Raw genomic sequence first — 13,894 nt, 5'->3', positions numbered from 1 at the left:
CGGGACGAACCCGGCACGCCGAGTCCAGCAGCCGGGTCAGGCACGGCCGCGAGCCGCGTGCGCCACGGCCGTGATGTCGAAGGGACCCGCGCCGAGGCGCTGCCGCAGGTCGGCCTCGAGCCGGCTGCGCCCCTCGCGCCCCAGTCTCTCGACGACCTCACCCACGGGCCCGACCCCGTGGAGGTAGGGCGCCCACCACTCCTCGAACGTGGGGTGGGTGACGGTGACCGCCAGCTCGGTGCCGACGACGTCGGTGAGCCCGGCCTCGACGAAGAACGTCTCGAGCTCGCCGGCCGTCCCGCCCGGGAGGTGTCCCTCTCCGGGGTCACCCGGCGCAACCCGCTCGAGCGCGTCCCACACCGGCGCCATCGGCGCACGCCGGCCCGCAAGGTCCCAGACCGTGGCGGCGACCCAGCACCCCGGACGCGTCACCCTGGCCATCTCGGTGAGCCCCGCCACTGCGTCCGCCATGAAGTGGACGACCAGGTTGGCGGCCGCCACGTCGAAGCTGTCGTCTTCGAACGGCAGGGACTCGGCGGTGCCCTGCCGCACGTCCGCCCCCGGGACCTGCGCGCGGCAGGCCTCGACGAACGAGGCGGACGGGTCGACCCCGCTCACCCGCTCCGGGCCGAGACGACCTGCGAGCACAGCAGTGAGCGCCCCTGGGCCGCAGCCCACGTCGAGCGCCCGGCTCCCGGGCACGACCCCGACCAGGTCGACGAGCTCCTGCGCGAGCGGCCGGGAGTAGCGGCCCATGAACCGGTCGTAGTCCTCGCCGGGCACATCGAAGCTCACGCCCCACGACGCTACTCCTCTCCTAGGCTGTCGTCATGCCCCGTCTGCTGGTGGTCCACCACTCCCCCACGCCGACCGTGCGTGCACTCACTGACGCCGTCCTGGCCGGCGCGCAGGACGACGCGATCGAGGGCGTGGAGGTCGTGGTCCGCGAGGCACTGTCTGCCGGGGCGGACGACGTGCTGTCGGCGGACGGCTACCTCTTCGGAACCACCGCGAACTTCGGCTACATGTCCGGGGCGCTGAAGCACTTCTTCGACACGATCTTCCTCGAGGCCGGCGGCGCCCTCACCGACGACGGCTCGGCAGCGGCCGCGTCCGGGGGCAAGAAGCCCTACGGGCTGTGGGTCCACGGCCGGTACGACACCACCGGCGCCGTCCGATCGGTGCAGTCGATCCTCGGGGCGCTGCCCTGGCAGCAGGCCGCCCCCGTCCTCGAGGTGCTGGGCGACGTCGGCGAGACCGAGCGCGAGGCGTCGTACGACCTGGGCGCCACGCTCGCCGCCCTGCTGAGCGAGTGACCACGGTGCGAGGACGCCTCGCGCTGGGCGGGTTCGCTGCGCTCGTGCTGCTGGTCTCGGGGTGTACGACGTCCCCTCCCGAGGAGCCTGATGCCTCGTCTGCCCCCTCGAGCACCTCCACGTCGGACGAGACACCGACAGCGACGCCGACTCCCGAGCAGCCCAGGCCCCGGAGGGGCGAGTGTCACCGCCTCTCCCTCGCCACGGCCGTGGCTCCGACCACACAGCTGCCCCCGACCTCGTGCCGGCGACCACACACCGCCGAGACGTTCTTCGTGGGACGACTCGACCTCGAGAGGGAGGGGCGCACCCTCGCGGTCGACTCGCCCGCGGCCCAGAGGAGGCCGGCGGAGACGTGCCCGCGCCGCGCGGCCTCCCATCTCGGGATCACGCCGGTGGAGATGCGGCTCACGATGGCCAGGGCCGTCTGGTTCACCCCCACGGTCGCGGACGCCGAGGCGGGGGCCGACTGGTTCCGCTGCGACCTGGTCGTCGTCGCCGCGCCGGACGTCCTGATGCGCCTTCCGCGCCGAACCGCCGGCTCCGGAGACCTGCCCGCCCTGGCCATGTGCGGCACGGCCGAACCGGGCACCAAGGCGTTCACCCGGGTCGCATGCCTCCGAAAGCACGCCTGGAAGGCCATCGCCAGCGTGGACCTGCCCGGGCCCCGCTTCCCCGAGGCCGGCGTCGTCGCGGGTCGGATGGAGCCCGCGTGCCGGGCAGCTGCGCGCGAGCGGTCCGACGACCCGCTGGAGTTCCGCTGGGTCGAGGAGCGGCCCACGAAGAAGCAGTGGGCGGCCGGCCAGCGCTACGGGATCTGCTGGGTGCCCGCCTGAGTTCCTGCGGTCCGCGGGCGGCACGGCAAGGACCCGCGGCCGGAGCATCCGCGCATGCCGATGAGCGCACGACGGACCTAGCATCGACTGTGTGAACGAAGACGTCGTCGGCCTAGCGCGGGGAGCCCTGGAGCTCCGCGACTACGACCCCGAGTGGCCTCATCGGTTCGAGCTTGAACGATCGGCACTTCTCACAGCCGCGCCTCAGCTCCTGGAGGTCGAGCACATCGGCAGCACGGCGATCCCCGGCTCGGCGGCCAAACCGGTCATCGACATGCAGGCGTCGCTCCATTGGCCCGATCGGCAACAGGTCATCAACCGCTTGATCTCACGCGGCTACACGTTCATGCCCGACCGGGTCTACGTGGACCGGATCTTCCTCCCCCGAGGACCAGAGACGAGAAGGACCCACCACCTGTCTCTCATCGCGAGAGGGAGCGATGAGTGGCGCGTGCGTCTTCGATTCAGGGACGCGCTTCGTGCGGACCCACGGCTCCGGCAGGAGTACGAGCATTTGAAGCGCACCCTCGTGCGCGAAGCCCATGACCGTTCTGCCTACACGGCGGCGAAGGCAGCATTCGTGGCGCAGGTCCTCGCCGAGCATCCCTGACCGCTCCGCCTCCGCTCGCGCCGCATTCCGCGCGGGCGAGGAGGTCAGGTGCGCAGAGTACGGCGACCACGCGCCGAGTCCGCGCAGCAGTCACACCGCGTGGTCATGGTGCAACACACGGCGGGGGCACTGACGTGTGCGCACGACTGTCAGGGGGAGCCGGCCAGCTGTCGACGCACCACGCGTCGGCGGAGGGTCGGCGAGGCCACGACGTCGTACCCCGCCTCGAGGAAGATCTGCAGCAGCCCGACGGAGGCCTCGTCCCAGATCACGGCCTTGCCCGGCGGCGGCTCGATCGGGTAGCCCTCCAGGACGCGGGCACCGACCTGCTCGCCGTACTCCACGGTGGCGGCAGCCAGCTCGTAGGTCAGGCCCGTCTTCCGCATGCCCTTGCGCACGACGAAGCACGTCACGGACCAGACGCCCTCGAGCTCGGGGTCCATCCGCATCCATGCCTGCTTCCGGCTCCACAGCCGGGGGTAGTTCTCCCGCGGCTCCACCGCGACCCAGCCCGCTGCCTCGCCGTCGACATAGCCGATCAGCCCCGACGTCGGCCCCGCCGTGCCGCACGCGGTCTGTTCGAGCAACGCCGCGTCCCGCTGCTCCTGGGTCGAGTCGCGCCAGATCCAGTCCGGCACCTTGAGGGCCTGGCAACGACACTTGTTGGCGCCGCTCGCCGCGAAGACAGCCTCGACGTCCTCGACCGCAGCACGGTTGGCCGGGAGCCAGCTGAACTCAGGCATGCAGGGACGCTGGCACGCCTGGGCCCCCGCTGTCCACGGTCCGGCCCGTGAGGATCAGGCGGGGCCGCCCGCCTCGCTGTCGGCGGCGAGGGCCTCGACGTCGACCTCCTGGCCGTCGGAGATCTGCTGGGCGACGGAGTCGCGCTGCTCGTCGGTGAGGGTGACGCCGGCCTCCTGGAGGCCGCGGTCGAGCTCCTCGTGGATGGTGCCGTCGGTGGCGGTCTCCTGCCACGACGTCACCCGGTCGACCACGGCACGGAGGGCGGTGATGCGGGCGTCCTGCTGGTTCATCTCAGACATGGGCGCTACGTACCCAGCAGCCCCGGCCGCCATACGGCTCGACGCGTCAGAAGCCCAGCTTGCGGAGCTGGCGCGGGTCGCGCTGCCAGTCCTTGGCGATCTTGACGTGGAGGTCGAGGTAGACCGGCGTGCCCAGGAAGGCCTCGATCTGGAGGCGAGCAGCCTTGCCGACGTCGCGCAGGCGAGAGCCCTTGTGGCCGATGATGATGCCCTTCTGGCTGTCCCGCTCGACGTAGAGGTTGGCGTGGATGTCGAGCAGCGGCTTGTCCGCCGGCCGGCCCTCGCGGGGGTTCATCTCCTCGATGAGCACGGCGATGGAGTGGGGGAGCTCGTCGCGCACGCCCTCGAGCGCCGCCTCGCGGATGAACTCCGCGACGATGGCCTCCTCCGGCGCGTCCGTGAGGTCGCCGTCGGGGTAGAGCGGAGGTCCCTCGGGCATCAGGGCGAGCAACAGGTCGGCGAGCAGCTGGACCTGGTCGCCAGACACTGCCGAGACGGGCACGATCTCGGCCCACTCGGTGTCGGTCTCCCGCCCGAGCTCGGCGATCGAGACGAGGTGCTCGGCGAGCTGCTCGGGAGTCGCGAGGTCGGTCTTGGTCGCGATCGCGATCTTGGTGGTACGACGCACCTTGGCCAGCTCGTTGACGATGAACCGGTCACCGGGCCCGACCTTCTCGTTCGCCGGGAAGCACACGGCGACGACGTCGACCTCGGCCCAGGTCGTCGTGACCAGGTCGTTGAGGCGCTCCCCGAGGAGGGTGCGGGGACGGTGGAGTCCGGGAGTGTCCACGAGGATGAGCTGCCCGTCGGCGCGATGGACGATCCCGCGCACGACGGTGCGCGTCGTCTGTGGCTTGGACGACGTGATGACGATCTTGCTGCCCACGAGGGCGTTGGTCAGCGTGGACTTCCCGGCGTTGGGGCGCCCCACGAAGCTGGCGAAGCCGCTGCGGAAGCCCTCGGGTCGCGTGCCGTAGACGGGGCCGGCGGGGGCCACCCCGCTGACGTCGAAGTCGCGGTCGTGCTCGCTCATCAGGTGGTCTCCCGTGCTGCGTCGTAGTCGGCCCAGATCTGCTCGTCGGTCTTGCCTGCTGCCTTGCCCGCTCGCCAGATCGGCCCCGGGTCGACTGCCCGCGGCTGACGACCGGCCGTGGCGCGCCAGTAGCCCATCACGTCGTAGTGGGAGCTCGGCAGCCTGACCTCGCGCATCAGGTGCTTGCGGATCGCTCGCATCTGCGCCGACTCCCCCGCCATCCAGAAGTAGCCGGGGCCCAAGGGCCACTCCAGCGACTCGACGGCCTCGGCGAGCGCGCTCTGGCCGGGAGCCGGCGGCGACAGCCACGCCACGTCGGGACCGGACGGCAGGTAGCCGGTCATGTCGTCGGAGACCTCCGCGAGGATCCGCGTCGGCAGGTCGGGATGGGCCTCGGCGACACGGGCCATCGCCGGCATCGCCGTGAGGTCCCCCACCATGAGGAGCCACTCGGCGTCGGCAGGCAGGTCGAAGGACGCCTTCGGCTCCGTGATGGTCACCGCGTCACCGACGCAGTCACGCATCGCCCACTCCGTCACGAGCCCGACGTCGTGCACGACCACGTCGAGGGTGACCTCGCCCCCGGCGAACGAGCGCACGGTGTAGTAGCGGCTCTGGAACTGCCCGGGCACCACGAGTCCGACCCACTCGTCGGGCACCCCCGTCGAGGTGAAGGCCTCCGTGCCGTCGGGCTGCTCGAGCTCGAGCACCAGCCTGACGAGGTGGTCCGACAGCGACTCACGGCGTCGTACGGTCGCCTCGTATCGCGCTGCGCGGGTGCTCACACCGGCAAGGCTAGCCGCGCGGCTCCTCGGTCCAGCCCCCGTGCCCGACCGCAGACGCTGTTCGCTAGAGTACGTGCGCCCTCCCAGGAGGGCGCCACGGCGCTCAGTGAAGTCCGGTGAGAAACCGGCGCTGTCCCGCAACTGTGAAGCCGGCCCCGATCGATGTCTGGGGCCGGACGAGCCAGGTCACCTGACTCCGTGGTCCACGCAACTCGCCTCGGACGAAGGTGAGTCGTGCAGGCGGGACCACCTGGTTTCGGCGGCCGACTTCTCTCGTCCTCCGCACGAAACCGGAGGAACACCATGTCCCATCACCTCGCGGCGCGCTCAGGCGCACTGCTCCTCGCTGCCTCGCTGCTCGCGGCATGCGGCCAGGCCGACGCCGGGGACGGCTCGGCCGACCGGCCCAGCAGCGACCAGACCACCGACGCCAGCTTCCCGGTGACCGTCGCGTCCGGGCAGGAAGGCGACCTCACCGAGATCACGGTCGACGCCCGACCGGAGTCGATCGTCTCCCTGAGCCCGACCGCCACCGAGATGCTGTGGGCCGTCGGTGCAGGCGACCAGGTGGTCGCCGTGGACGACCAGTCCGACCACCCCGAGGGCGTCCCGTCCACGAAGCTCTCCGGCTACGAGCCCAACGTCGAGGCGATCCTCGGCCACGCGCCCGACCTGGTGATCTCCGCCGGCGACAGCGGCGACCTGGTCGCCGGCCTGGAGGACGCCGGGGTGCCCACCCTCCTGCTCCCGTCGGCGAGCGACCTCGACGAGGCCTACGCCCAGATCGAACGCGTGGGCGCCGCGACCGGTCACGTCGCCGAGGCGGCGCAGGTGGTCGCGGAGACCCAGCAGGGCGTCGAGGAGGCGGTGGCCTCCGCCCCGGACGTGTCGGGGCTGACCTACTTCCACGAGCTCTCCCCCGACCTCTACACCGCCAGCAGCGGCACCTTCATCGGCGAGGTGTACGGCCTGTTCGGTCTGGAGAACATCGCCGACGCGGCTGCCAAGGACGGCGACCTCTACCCGAAGCTCTCGGCCGAGTACGTCGTCTCGGCCGACCCCGACTTCGTGCTGCTGGCCGACTCCGAGTGCTGTGACATCCACCCCGAGGACGTCGCCGAGCGCGCCGGCTGGAAGGGGCTCGACGCCGTCGAGAACGGCGGGATCATCGAGCTCGACGAGGACGTGACGAGCCGCTGGGGACCTCGGGTCGTGGAGTTCGCCGAGACCATCGCCGCGCTCGTCTCCGAGCACGCGCCAGCGAACTGACCCGTGGGTGACCTCGCCGTGACGGCGGTCGCCAGCCCCCCTCGGCTGCGGGTCCCCGGCTTCGTCGCCGCCAGCGCTGTCGCGCTGGCGGCGGCGCTGGCCGGTGCTCTCGTCGGTCCCGCGGGCCTGACGTCGCGGGGCGTCCTCGCCGAGCTCGTCGACGCCCTCCCGCTGGTGTCAGTCGACTCGGGGCTGACTCCCACGCAGCAGGCGATCCTCTGGCAGATCCGACTGCCGCGTGTGGTGCTCGGCGCCCTGGTGGGAGCCACCCTGGCGAGCGCCGGCGCCGCCTACCAGGGCGCGTTCCGCAACCCCTTGGCCGACCCCTACCTGCTGGGCGTGTCCAGCGGCGCGGGCCTGGGCGCCACGCTCGGCATCGTGTCGGGCGGCAGCCTTGGTCCGTTCGACATCCCCCTGCTCGCGTTCGGTGGCGGCCTGCTCGGCGTCGCGGCGACGTACGTCCTCGGCAGCAGCGTGGGCGGCGAGGGCGGGGCGGTCGCGATCGTGCTCGCCGGAGTCGCCGTGGCGGCCTTCTTCAACGCCCTGCAGAGCTTCGTCCAGCAGCGGTACGACGACTCACTGCTGGCGGTGTACTCCTGGATGATGGGCCGTCTCAGCACGGACGGGTGGTCCGACGTGCTGCTCGTGCTGCCCTACGTGCTCGTCTCGTGCGGCGTCATCCTGCTGCACCGTCGCGCCCTCGACGTGCTTGCCGTCGGCGACGTCGAGGCCGCCAGCCTGGGCATCGACCCCGCTCGGGTGCGCCTGGTCCTCGTCCTGGCAGCGACCCTGGGCACTGCCGCCGTGGTCAGCGTCAGCGGCCTCATCGGGTTCGTCGGCGTCGTCGTCCCGCACGCGGTCCGCCTGCTCTTCGGGGCATCGCACCGCACCCTCGTCCCGATGGCCCTCCTGCTCGGTGCAGCCTTCGTGGTGCTCTCGGACATCGCCGCCCGCTCGGCCCTGGCTCCTGCGGAGGTGCCGATCGGGGTCGTCACCGCGGTCGTCGGCGCGCCCTTCTTCCTCGTCGTGCTCCGCCGCAACCGGGCGGCAGCATGAGCACGGTGGTCGAGGTGCGGGCCGTCTCGGTGAGCAGGTCCGGGCGCCGCGTGCTGCAGGACGTCGACCTGGACCTCGCCGCCGGCGAGTGGCTGGCAGTGGTCGGACCCAACGGGGCCGGGAAGACCAGCCTCCTCCACGCCCTGGCCGGCCTGGTGCGGGCCGGGGGCCGGTTGCGGGTGGCAGGCCTGGACCCGGGGTCGACCTCGCGCCGACGGATGTCCCGGGTCGTCGCGCTGATGCCCCAGCAGCCCGTCGTGCCCGAGGGCTTCAGCGTGCGCGAGCTGGTCGCACTGGGTCGGACTCCACACCGCAGCCGCTGGGGATCGGAGACGGCCCGCGACCGGGACCTCGTGGAGCACCTGCTCGTCCGCCTCCACCTCACCGACCTGGCCGGACGTCCCGCCGCGACCCTCTCCGGGGGCGAGCTGCAACGAGTGGTCCTCGGCCGCGCACTGGCCCAGGAACCCCGGGTCCTGCTGCTCGACGAGCCCACGAGCGCCCTCGACCTCGGCCACCAGCAGGACGTCCTCGACCTGGTGGCCGGCCTTCAGCGCGAGCAGGATCTCGCTGTCGTCGCCGCCATGCACGACCTCACCCTCGCGGGCCACTACGCCGACCGCATGGTCCTGCTCGAGCAGGGTCGGGTGGTCGTGGACGCCCGGCCCGGCGAGGTGCTGGCCGAACCCCTCCTCCGTGGCGTGTACGACGCCCGGGTCGAGGTGGTCCCACGCCCGAGCGGTCCTGCCGTGATCCCGGTCGGCTCCGGTGCATGAGCATCCTGGTCGCCTGGGGCCTCGACGCCACGCTCGCCGAACCGCCACTGCGCCTCCACCCGGTCGCCTGGGCCGGGCGCTACCTCGCTGCCGCAGGGGACGTCGTACCCGCGTCACCACCGGCCAGGGCACTGCTCGCCGGCGGGGCCGCGTGGGTGGCCGGCGCCGCCGTGACGCTCGGTGCAGCGCTCGCGGCAGAGTCCGTGATCGGCAGGCTCCCCCCCTGCGCTGCGGCCCCTGGCACGCGGGACCGCACTGTGGCCGATGCTCTCGGTCCGGCTCCTCCTGACCGAGGTGGCCGCCGTGGAGACCGCGCTCGTGCAGGGGGTCGAGCCCGGCCGAGCGGCCCTCGCACGCATCGTCAGCCGTGACGCCAGCAACCTCTCGCCCGACGAGGTGAGGGAGGCCGCATTGGAGTCGCTCTCGGAGAACCTGTCGGACTCGGTCGTCGCGCCCCTCTTCTGGTACGTCGTCGCGGGGCTGCCGGGCGCCACGGTCTACCGGTTCTCCAACACCGCCGACGCCTGCTGGGGCTATCGGACGCCACGGTGGGAGCACGCCGGCAAGGTCGCCGCGCGAGCCGACGACGTGCTCAACCTGCTGCCGGCACGCCTCACCGCGGCCCTGCTCCTTCCGGACCCTCGCAGGTGGCGCGACCTGCGCCATCAGGCCGCGCGCACCCCTTCGCCCAACTCGGGCTGGCCCATGGCGGCGCTGGCCCTCGCCGGCGACCTGCGGCTGCGCAAGCGTGGCTCCTGGGTGCTGCACGACACGGGAGCAACGCCGGGGCCCACGCACCTCCGGGACGCGTTGCGCCGGGTCCGGCGCACCGCGCTCGCTGCCGCCGTCGCCGGCGCGCTGGCTGCCCGGGCCGTCCACCTGCTCCACCTGCGCCACGACCCACCACCCGAAGGAGAACGATGACCACCGACCAGCCCGCACAGGCGCCCGCGCGTCAACCACTGCCTGCTCACGACCGGCCACGTCCCGAGCGCCGCGACGTCGACTCGATCGTCCTGGTCAACACCGGCGACGGGAAGGGCAAGTCGACCGCCGCGTTCGGGACGGTGATGCGGGCCGTGGCCCGGGAGTGGCCGGTCTGCGTGATCCAGTTCATGAAGTCGGGCAAGTGGCACGTGGGCGAGGAGAAGGTCGCGCGCAGCCTGGGCGTCGACTGGTGGACGATCGGTGACGGCTTCACGTGGGAGTCCGACGACCTCGGCCGGTCCGCTGCCGTCGCCCAGGAGGCGTGGCACGCCGCGGACGAGGCCCTGCGTTCGGGTCGCTACCGGCTCGTGGTGCTCGACGAAGTGACGTATCCCGTCAACTACGGCTGGCTCGACGGTGAGGCGGTCTGTTCCTCGATCCGCGAGCGCTCGCCGCAGACCTACGTCTTCTGCACCGGGCGGAACGCCCCCGACGAGCTGGTCGAGCTCGCGGACACCGTCACCGAGATGCGCAAGGTCAAGCACGCCTACGAGACAGGGGTGCGCGCCCGCCGTGGCATCGACTACTGAGGCAGTCGACCTGGCAGACCACGGCGACCGGCAGGTGCCCCGCGGAGCCGTGGACCTCGCGGTCAACGTGCTGCCCGGGCCGCCCGCCTGGCTCGCCGCCGGGATCGCGGAGGCCGACCTGGCGGCCTACCCCGACCCGTCACCGGGCCTGGCTGCCGCGGCCGGCCGCCACGGCGTGCCCACCACGCACTGCCTGCTGACCCACGGTGCGGCCGAGGCGTTCTGGCTCGTCGCGCAGGCGCTGCGTCCCCGTCTGGCGGCGTGCGTCCACCCGTCCTTCACCGCACCCGAGGCCGCCCTCCGCGGTGCGGGGATCGAGGTGGTGCGTGTGAGCAGACGACCCGAGGAGGACTTCAGGCTCGATCCCGACGCGGTGCCCGACGCGGCCGACCTCGTGGTGCTGGGCCGGCCGGACAACCCCACCGGGCGCCACGAGGCGGCCGACACCATCGCTGGGCTCACCCGACCGGGCCGGACCGTCCTCGTCGACGAGTCGTTCGCCGACTTCCTTCCTGAGCCCACGGACGCCGAGGGGTTGGCCGGTCTCGACCTTCCGGGGGTGCTGTGCCTGCGCAGCCTCACCAAGCTCTGGGGCCTCGCCGGCCTTCGGGTGGGCTACATCCTCGGCTACCCGGCGGTGCTGGCTCGACTCGACGCCGTACGACAGCCGTGGCCGGTCAGCTCCCCGGCCATCCGGGCGGTCGTCCTGGCCAGCAGCGCCGAGGCCGAGCGCAGGCAGCGGGCCGAGGCCGTGGCCCTGGACCGGCAGGACATGCTGGCCGGGCTGAGCCGGCTCCCCCTGCAGGTCTGGGCCTCCCCCGCGAACTTCCTGCTGCTCCGTGGACCCCGGCCCGACCTCCGGCAGCAGCTGCTGGCGCGCGGCCTGGCCGTGCGGCGGTGCGAGACGTTCCCCGGCCTGGACGCCCGCTACGTGCGCACCGCGGTCGTCCCTGACGCGACGGTTCGACGCAGGGTCCTGCATTCCCTGCAGCAGGTGCTGGCGGTCTAGGTGGTCCAGTCGGGCCGGAGGGGGAACTCGGCGGGCCCCTGCGGACCCTCGCGGGTGGCGAGCACCTGGTGCAGCTCGACCTCGCCGTGCTCGAAGCCGTAGCGCGAGCCGGCGAGGTAGAGCCCCCAGACGCGCGCCCTGCCCTCCCCGACCTCCGCGACGCACTCGTCCCAGTGCTCGACGAGGTTGCGGCTCCACTCGGCCAGGGTGAGTGCGTAGTGCCCCCGGAGGTTCTCTGCGTGCTGCACCTCCAGCCCGATGTCCTGGGCGGCCGAGATGATCGTGCCCGACCCGATCAGCTCCCCGTCGGGGAAGACGTAGCGGTCGATGAACGCACCCGTCTCCTGGTGGCCGTTGTGGGGTCGGGTGATCGAGTGGTTGAGCAGGCGCCCGCCCGGCTTGAGCCGGTGGCGCAGGTGCGTGAAGTAGTTGGCGTAGTGGCGAACGCCGACGTGCTCGGTCAGCCCGATCGAGCTCACCGCGTCGAAGCCGGTCTCGACGACGTCGCGGTAGTCGAGGTGCCGGACCTCGGCCAGGTCAGAGAGGCCCTCGCGGTCGATGGCCTCCTTGGCCCACTGCGCCTGCTCGAGCGAGAGCGTGACCCCCAGGGCACGGACGCCGTACTCCCGGGCGGCGTGCAGGACCATGGTTCCCCACCCGCACCCGACGTCGAGGAGGCTCTGGCCCGGTTCGAGCGCGAGCTTGCGGCACACCAGGTCGAACTTGGCGACCTGGGCCTCCTCGAGCGTTGCCTCGGGCCGCTCGTAGAGCGCACACGTGTAGGCCATCGTCGGGCCCAGCACCAGCTCGTAGAACCGGTTCGAGACGTCGTAGTGGTGCTGGATCGCCTCGGCGTCCCGCTGGAACGAGTGCCGGAGTCCCTCCGCCGCGCGGCGCCACCGCGGCAGGTGCTCCTGGGGCGGCGGGCTCGGAGGCACCAGGTTGTGGAGGTTCAGTGCCCGCACGGCCGCGACGATGTCGGAGGCGGACGGCATCCGGTGGGCGGTCTCGCCCTTGAGCAGGGCGATCGCCTCGTAGGGGTCACCTGGATGCACACCGCTGATGTCGAGGTCGCCGCTGACGTAGGCACGCGTGAGGCCGAGGTCGCCAGGAGCCGTCACGAGGTACCTGAGACCGCGCTCGTTGCGCAGGTGGAAGCCGATGGGCGCGTCCTTGGCCCCGGCCGAACTGCCGTCGTAGGCGGTGAACCGGGCCGGAAGATCCTCACGCATGAGTCTCGACACGGCCTCACCGATGCTGAGCGCCTGGAAGAAGATCACCGGTGGCCCACCACCTTCGAGTAGAGGTCCGTCAGGCGACCGTCGGGATCGTGCTCCCGCCTGACCTCGGTCAGGGTCTCCACGCCGTACAACCGGTCGAAGGTCTCACGGTCGTAGAACGCCTCGGAGTAGAGCGACTTGTGGCCGCCCAGCTCCTCGACCTTCGCCTCGATCGCCCGGTTGCGCGGCGAGAGCGGTGCCTGCGGCCCCACTGCGACGTTGCCCCAGAACCCGACGTTGACGTAGGTCGTGCCCGACCGGAGGGGGTAGGACGACCAGGGACGGTCGCTGCTCGCACGCCGCGTCACCAGTGGGCACAGCCACACGGGCCTGAGGCCCACCTCGGCGTCGAACCACGACAGGAACTGCGCCAGCAAGTCGACGGGCACCTCCACGTCCTGCACCACTCGCTCGGCCTGCGGCCGACCGGCGAGACGGTCGAGCCGCTCTCCGACCCGCCAGCGGCGGTCGAGCGCGACCAGCCTGGAGTAGACGTCCGAGCGCCGCCAGCGCCGGGGCCACAGGCGTCGTACGACGGGGTGCTGGGCACCGAACGCGCGCGAGCACCAGAACCAGTCGGTGTCCCAGCGCCACAGGTAGTCGTCGATGGTGAGCCGGTCGGTGGCACGCTCGCGCACGGAGCGGTAGTAGACCTGCTGCCCGGTGTAGTCGCTGGTGGGGCCGGTCCGGTCGGTCCAGCGGGCGAGGGTCAGGCGGAGGTCGCCCGGCTCGAACGCGACCCCGTCGAGGCCGTCCACGCGCTCGCCGTCCCACTCCCCCGCGTCGACGATCTGCGAGACCGCCACCGAGAGATCCGCGGCACTTCTGAACGGCACGTGCCGCAGCTCGACGTAGGGCTGCACCCGCTCGAGCTCGATGCGCAGCCTGATGGCGTAGCCGAGTGAGCCGTAGGAGTTGGGAAAGGCGTCGAAGAGCGCGTCGCCGGGCTTGGTGGTCACCAGCGTCCCCGAGCCGGTCAGCACGTCCATCTCGATCACGGACTCGTGGGGCAGCCCGTTGCGGAAGCTGGTGGCCTCGATGCCCAGACCCGCGACCGCGCCCCCGAGGGTGATGGTGCGCAGCTGCGGCACGACCATCGGGATCCGGCCGTGCCGCAGCGTGGCGTCGACCAGCCGCTCGTAGGTGCACATGCCCTGCACCTCGGCCACGTCGCCGTCGATCTCGATGACTCCGCCCAGACCCGAGACGTCCAGGGCGTACGACGCGTCCTCGCGGCCGCGGAACAGGTTGGAAGTCGGCTTGGCCAGACGGACCGGGGCACCCTCGGGCAACGTGGCGTAGGACTCCATGAGCCTGGTCACGGCATCGGTGTGGGCAGTCCACCCGGCCTGCATCGCTCCACG

General features: G+C 72.1%; 17 protein-coding genes and 1 riboswitch. Of the genes, 10 read left to right on the top strand and 7 right to left on the bottom strand.

Annotated features, from left to right (window positions below):
• Nucleotides 1–36: 36 nt before the first annotated feature.
• On the bottom strand, nucleotides 37–795 hold the full coding sequence (locus tag EXE58_RS14860) for a class I SAM-dependent methyltransferase (protein WP_135268604.1): 759 nt from the start codon (nucleotides 793–795) through the stop codon (nucleotides 37–39).
• Nucleotides 796–830: 35 nt separating this feature from the next.
• Between EXE58_RS14860 and EXE58_RS14855 the strand changes: the two genes are divergently transcribed.
• From EXE58_RS14855 to EXE58_RS14845, 3 genes are all read left to right on the top strand, one after another.
• Nucleotides 831–1,316: a flavodoxin family protein gene (locus tag EXE58_RS14855; RefSeq protein ID WP_135268603.1), complete on the top strand. Its 486-nt coding sequence runs from the start codon at nucleotides 831–833 to the stop codon at nucleotides 1,314–1,316.
• Nucleotides 1,313–2,152: a septum formation family protein gene (locus EXE58_RS19560; protein WP_341869507.1), complete on the top strand. Its 840-nt coding sequence runs from the start codon at nucleotides 1,313–1,315 to the stop codon at nucleotides 2,150–2,152. Before EXE58_RS14855 ends, EXE58_RS19560 begins: the two co-directional genes overlap by 4 nt.
• Nucleotides 2,153–2,243: 91 nt before the next feature.
• Nucleotides 2,244–2,762: a GrpB family protein gene (locus EXE58_RS14845; protein ID WP_167288922.1), complete on the top strand. Its 519-nt coding sequence runs from the start codon at nucleotides 2,244–2,246 to the stop codon at nucleotides 2,760–2,762.
• A 149-nt stretch (nucleotides 2,763–2,911) separates the two neighbouring features.
• On the opposite strand, the gene EXE58_RS14840 is transcribed toward EXE58_RS14845, so the two are convergent.
• From EXE58_RS14840 to EXE58_RS14825, 4 genes are read right to left on the bottom strand one after another with little or no spacing between them, the layout of a single operon-like run.
• Nucleotides 2,912–3,505 carry a GNAT family N-acetyltransferase gene (locus EXE58_RS14840; RefSeq protein ID WP_135268600.1) on the bottom strand — a complete coding sequence of 198 codons (594 nt, stop codon included), beginning with the start codon at nucleotides 3,503–3,505 and terminating at the stop codon, nucleotides 2,912–2,914.
• Nucleotides 3,506–3,559: 54 nt separating this feature from the next.
• Nucleotides 3,560–3,805 (bottom strand): hypothetical protein, encoded by a 246-nt coding sequence (locus EXE58_RS14835; protein WP_135268599.1) that lies wholly within the window; start codon nucleotides 3,803–3,805, stop codon nucleotides 3,560–3,562.
• 46 nt (nucleotides 3,806–3,851) lie between these two features.
• Entirely contained in the window at nucleotides 3,852–4,838 is a 987-nt protein-coding gene (gene era, locus EXE58_RS14830; RefSeq protein ID WP_135268598.1) for a GTPase Era, read from the bottom strand.
• On the bottom strand, nucleotides 4,838–5,623 hold the full coding sequence (locus EXE58_RS14825; RefSeq protein WP_135268597.1) for a siderophore-interacting protein: 786 nt from the start codon (nucleotides 5,621–5,623) through the stop codon (nucleotides 4,838–4,840). The genes era and EXE58_RS14825 overlap by 1 nt, the downstream gene beginning before the upstream one ends.
• Nucleotides 5,624–5,677: 54 nt before the next feature.
• Nucleotides 5,678–5,832, top strand: a riboswitch (cobalamin riboswitch).
• 94 nt (nucleotides 5,833–5,926) lie between these two features.
• On the opposite strand from EXE58_RS14825, the gene EXE58_RS14820 reads away from it, so the two are divergent.
• Genes EXE58_RS14820 through EXE58_RS14795 form a run of 7 tightly spaced genes read left to right on the top strand, consistent with a single transcriptional unit; the run spans nucleotide 5,927 to nucleotide 11,250 of the window.
• A complete protein-coding gene (locus tag EXE58_RS14820; protein WP_135268596.1) occupies nucleotides 5,927–6,892 on the top strand; it encodes an ABC transporter substrate-binding protein in 966 nt (321 codons plus the stop codon).
• 3 nt (nucleotides 6,893–6,895) lie between these two features.
• The gene (locus tag EXE58_RS14815) at nucleotides 6,896–7,948 is read left to right on the top strand and encodes a FecCD family ABC transporter permease (RefSeq protein ID WP_208544031.1); all 1,053 of its coding nucleotides are present in this window, start codon (nucleotides 6,896–6,898) and stop codon (nucleotides 7,946–7,948) included.
• Entirely contained in the window at nucleotides 7,945–8,724 is a 780-nt protein-coding gene (locus EXE58_RS14810) for an ABC transporter ATP-binding protein (protein WP_135268595.1), read from the top strand. The genes EXE58_RS14815 and EXE58_RS14810 overlap by 4 nt, the downstream gene beginning before the upstream one ends.
• A complete protein-coding gene (locus tag EXE58_RS19555; RefSeq protein ID WP_167288568.1) occupies nucleotides 8,721–9,095 on the top strand; it encodes a cobalamin biosynthesis protein in 375 nt (124 codons plus the stop codon). The genes EXE58_RS14810 and EXE58_RS19555 overlap by 4 nt, the downstream gene beginning before the upstream one ends.
• Entirely contained in the window at nucleotides 8,989–9,648 is a 660-nt protein-coding gene (locus EXE58_RS14805) for a CobD/CbiB family cobalamin biosynthesis protein (RefSeq protein ID WP_135268594.1), read from the top strand. The genes EXE58_RS19555 and EXE58_RS14805 overlap by 107 nt, the downstream gene beginning before the upstream one ends.
• Nucleotides 9,645–10,241, top strand: coding sequence for a cob(I)yrinic acid a,c-diamide adenosyltransferase (gene cobO / locus EXE58_RS14800; protein WP_135268593.1), 597 nt, complete (start codon nucleotides 9,645–9,647; stop codon nucleotides 10,239–10,241). Before EXE58_RS14805 ends, cobO begins: the two co-directional genes overlap by 4 nt.
• Complete coding sequence (locus tag EXE58_RS14795; RefSeq protein WP_135268592.1) at nucleotides 10,225–11,250, top strand: aminotransferase class I/II-fold pyridoxal phosphate-dependent enzyme; 1,026 nt, start codon at nucleotides 10,225–10,227, stop codon at nucleotides 11,248–11,250. The genes cobO and EXE58_RS14795 overlap by 17 nt, the downstream gene beginning before the upstream one ends.
• Here the strand turns inward: EXE58_RS14795 and EXE58_RS14790 are convergent.
• Together EXE58_RS14790 and EXE58_RS14785 are read right to left on the bottom strand one after the other, a co-directional pair.
• A complete protein-coding gene (locus EXE58_RS14790) occupies nucleotides 11,247–12,530 on the bottom strand; it encodes a class I SAM-dependent methyltransferase (RefSeq protein ID WP_341869506.1) in 1,284 nt (427 codons plus the stop codon). The genes EXE58_RS14795 and EXE58_RS14790 overlap by 4 nt on opposite strands.
• Nucleotides 12,527–13,885: an FAD-binding oxidoreductase gene (locus EXE58_RS14785; protein WP_135268591.1), complete on the bottom strand. Its 1,359-nt coding sequence runs from the start codon at nucleotides 13,883–13,885 to the stop codon at nucleotides 12,527–12,529. The genes EXE58_RS14790 and EXE58_RS14785 overlap by 4 nt, the downstream gene beginning before the upstream one ends.
• Between the last annotated feature and the right edge of the window lie 9 nt (nucleotides 13,886–13,894).

Origin of the sequence: Nocardioides seonyuensis (assembly GCF_004683965.1) — a bacterium.
Classification (GTDB): domain Bacteria; phylum Actinomycetota; class Actinomycetes; order Propionibacteriales; family Nocardioidaceae; genus Nocardioides; species Nocardioides seonyuensis.
This window is presented reverse-complemented; position numbering and strand designations above follow the sequence as displayed.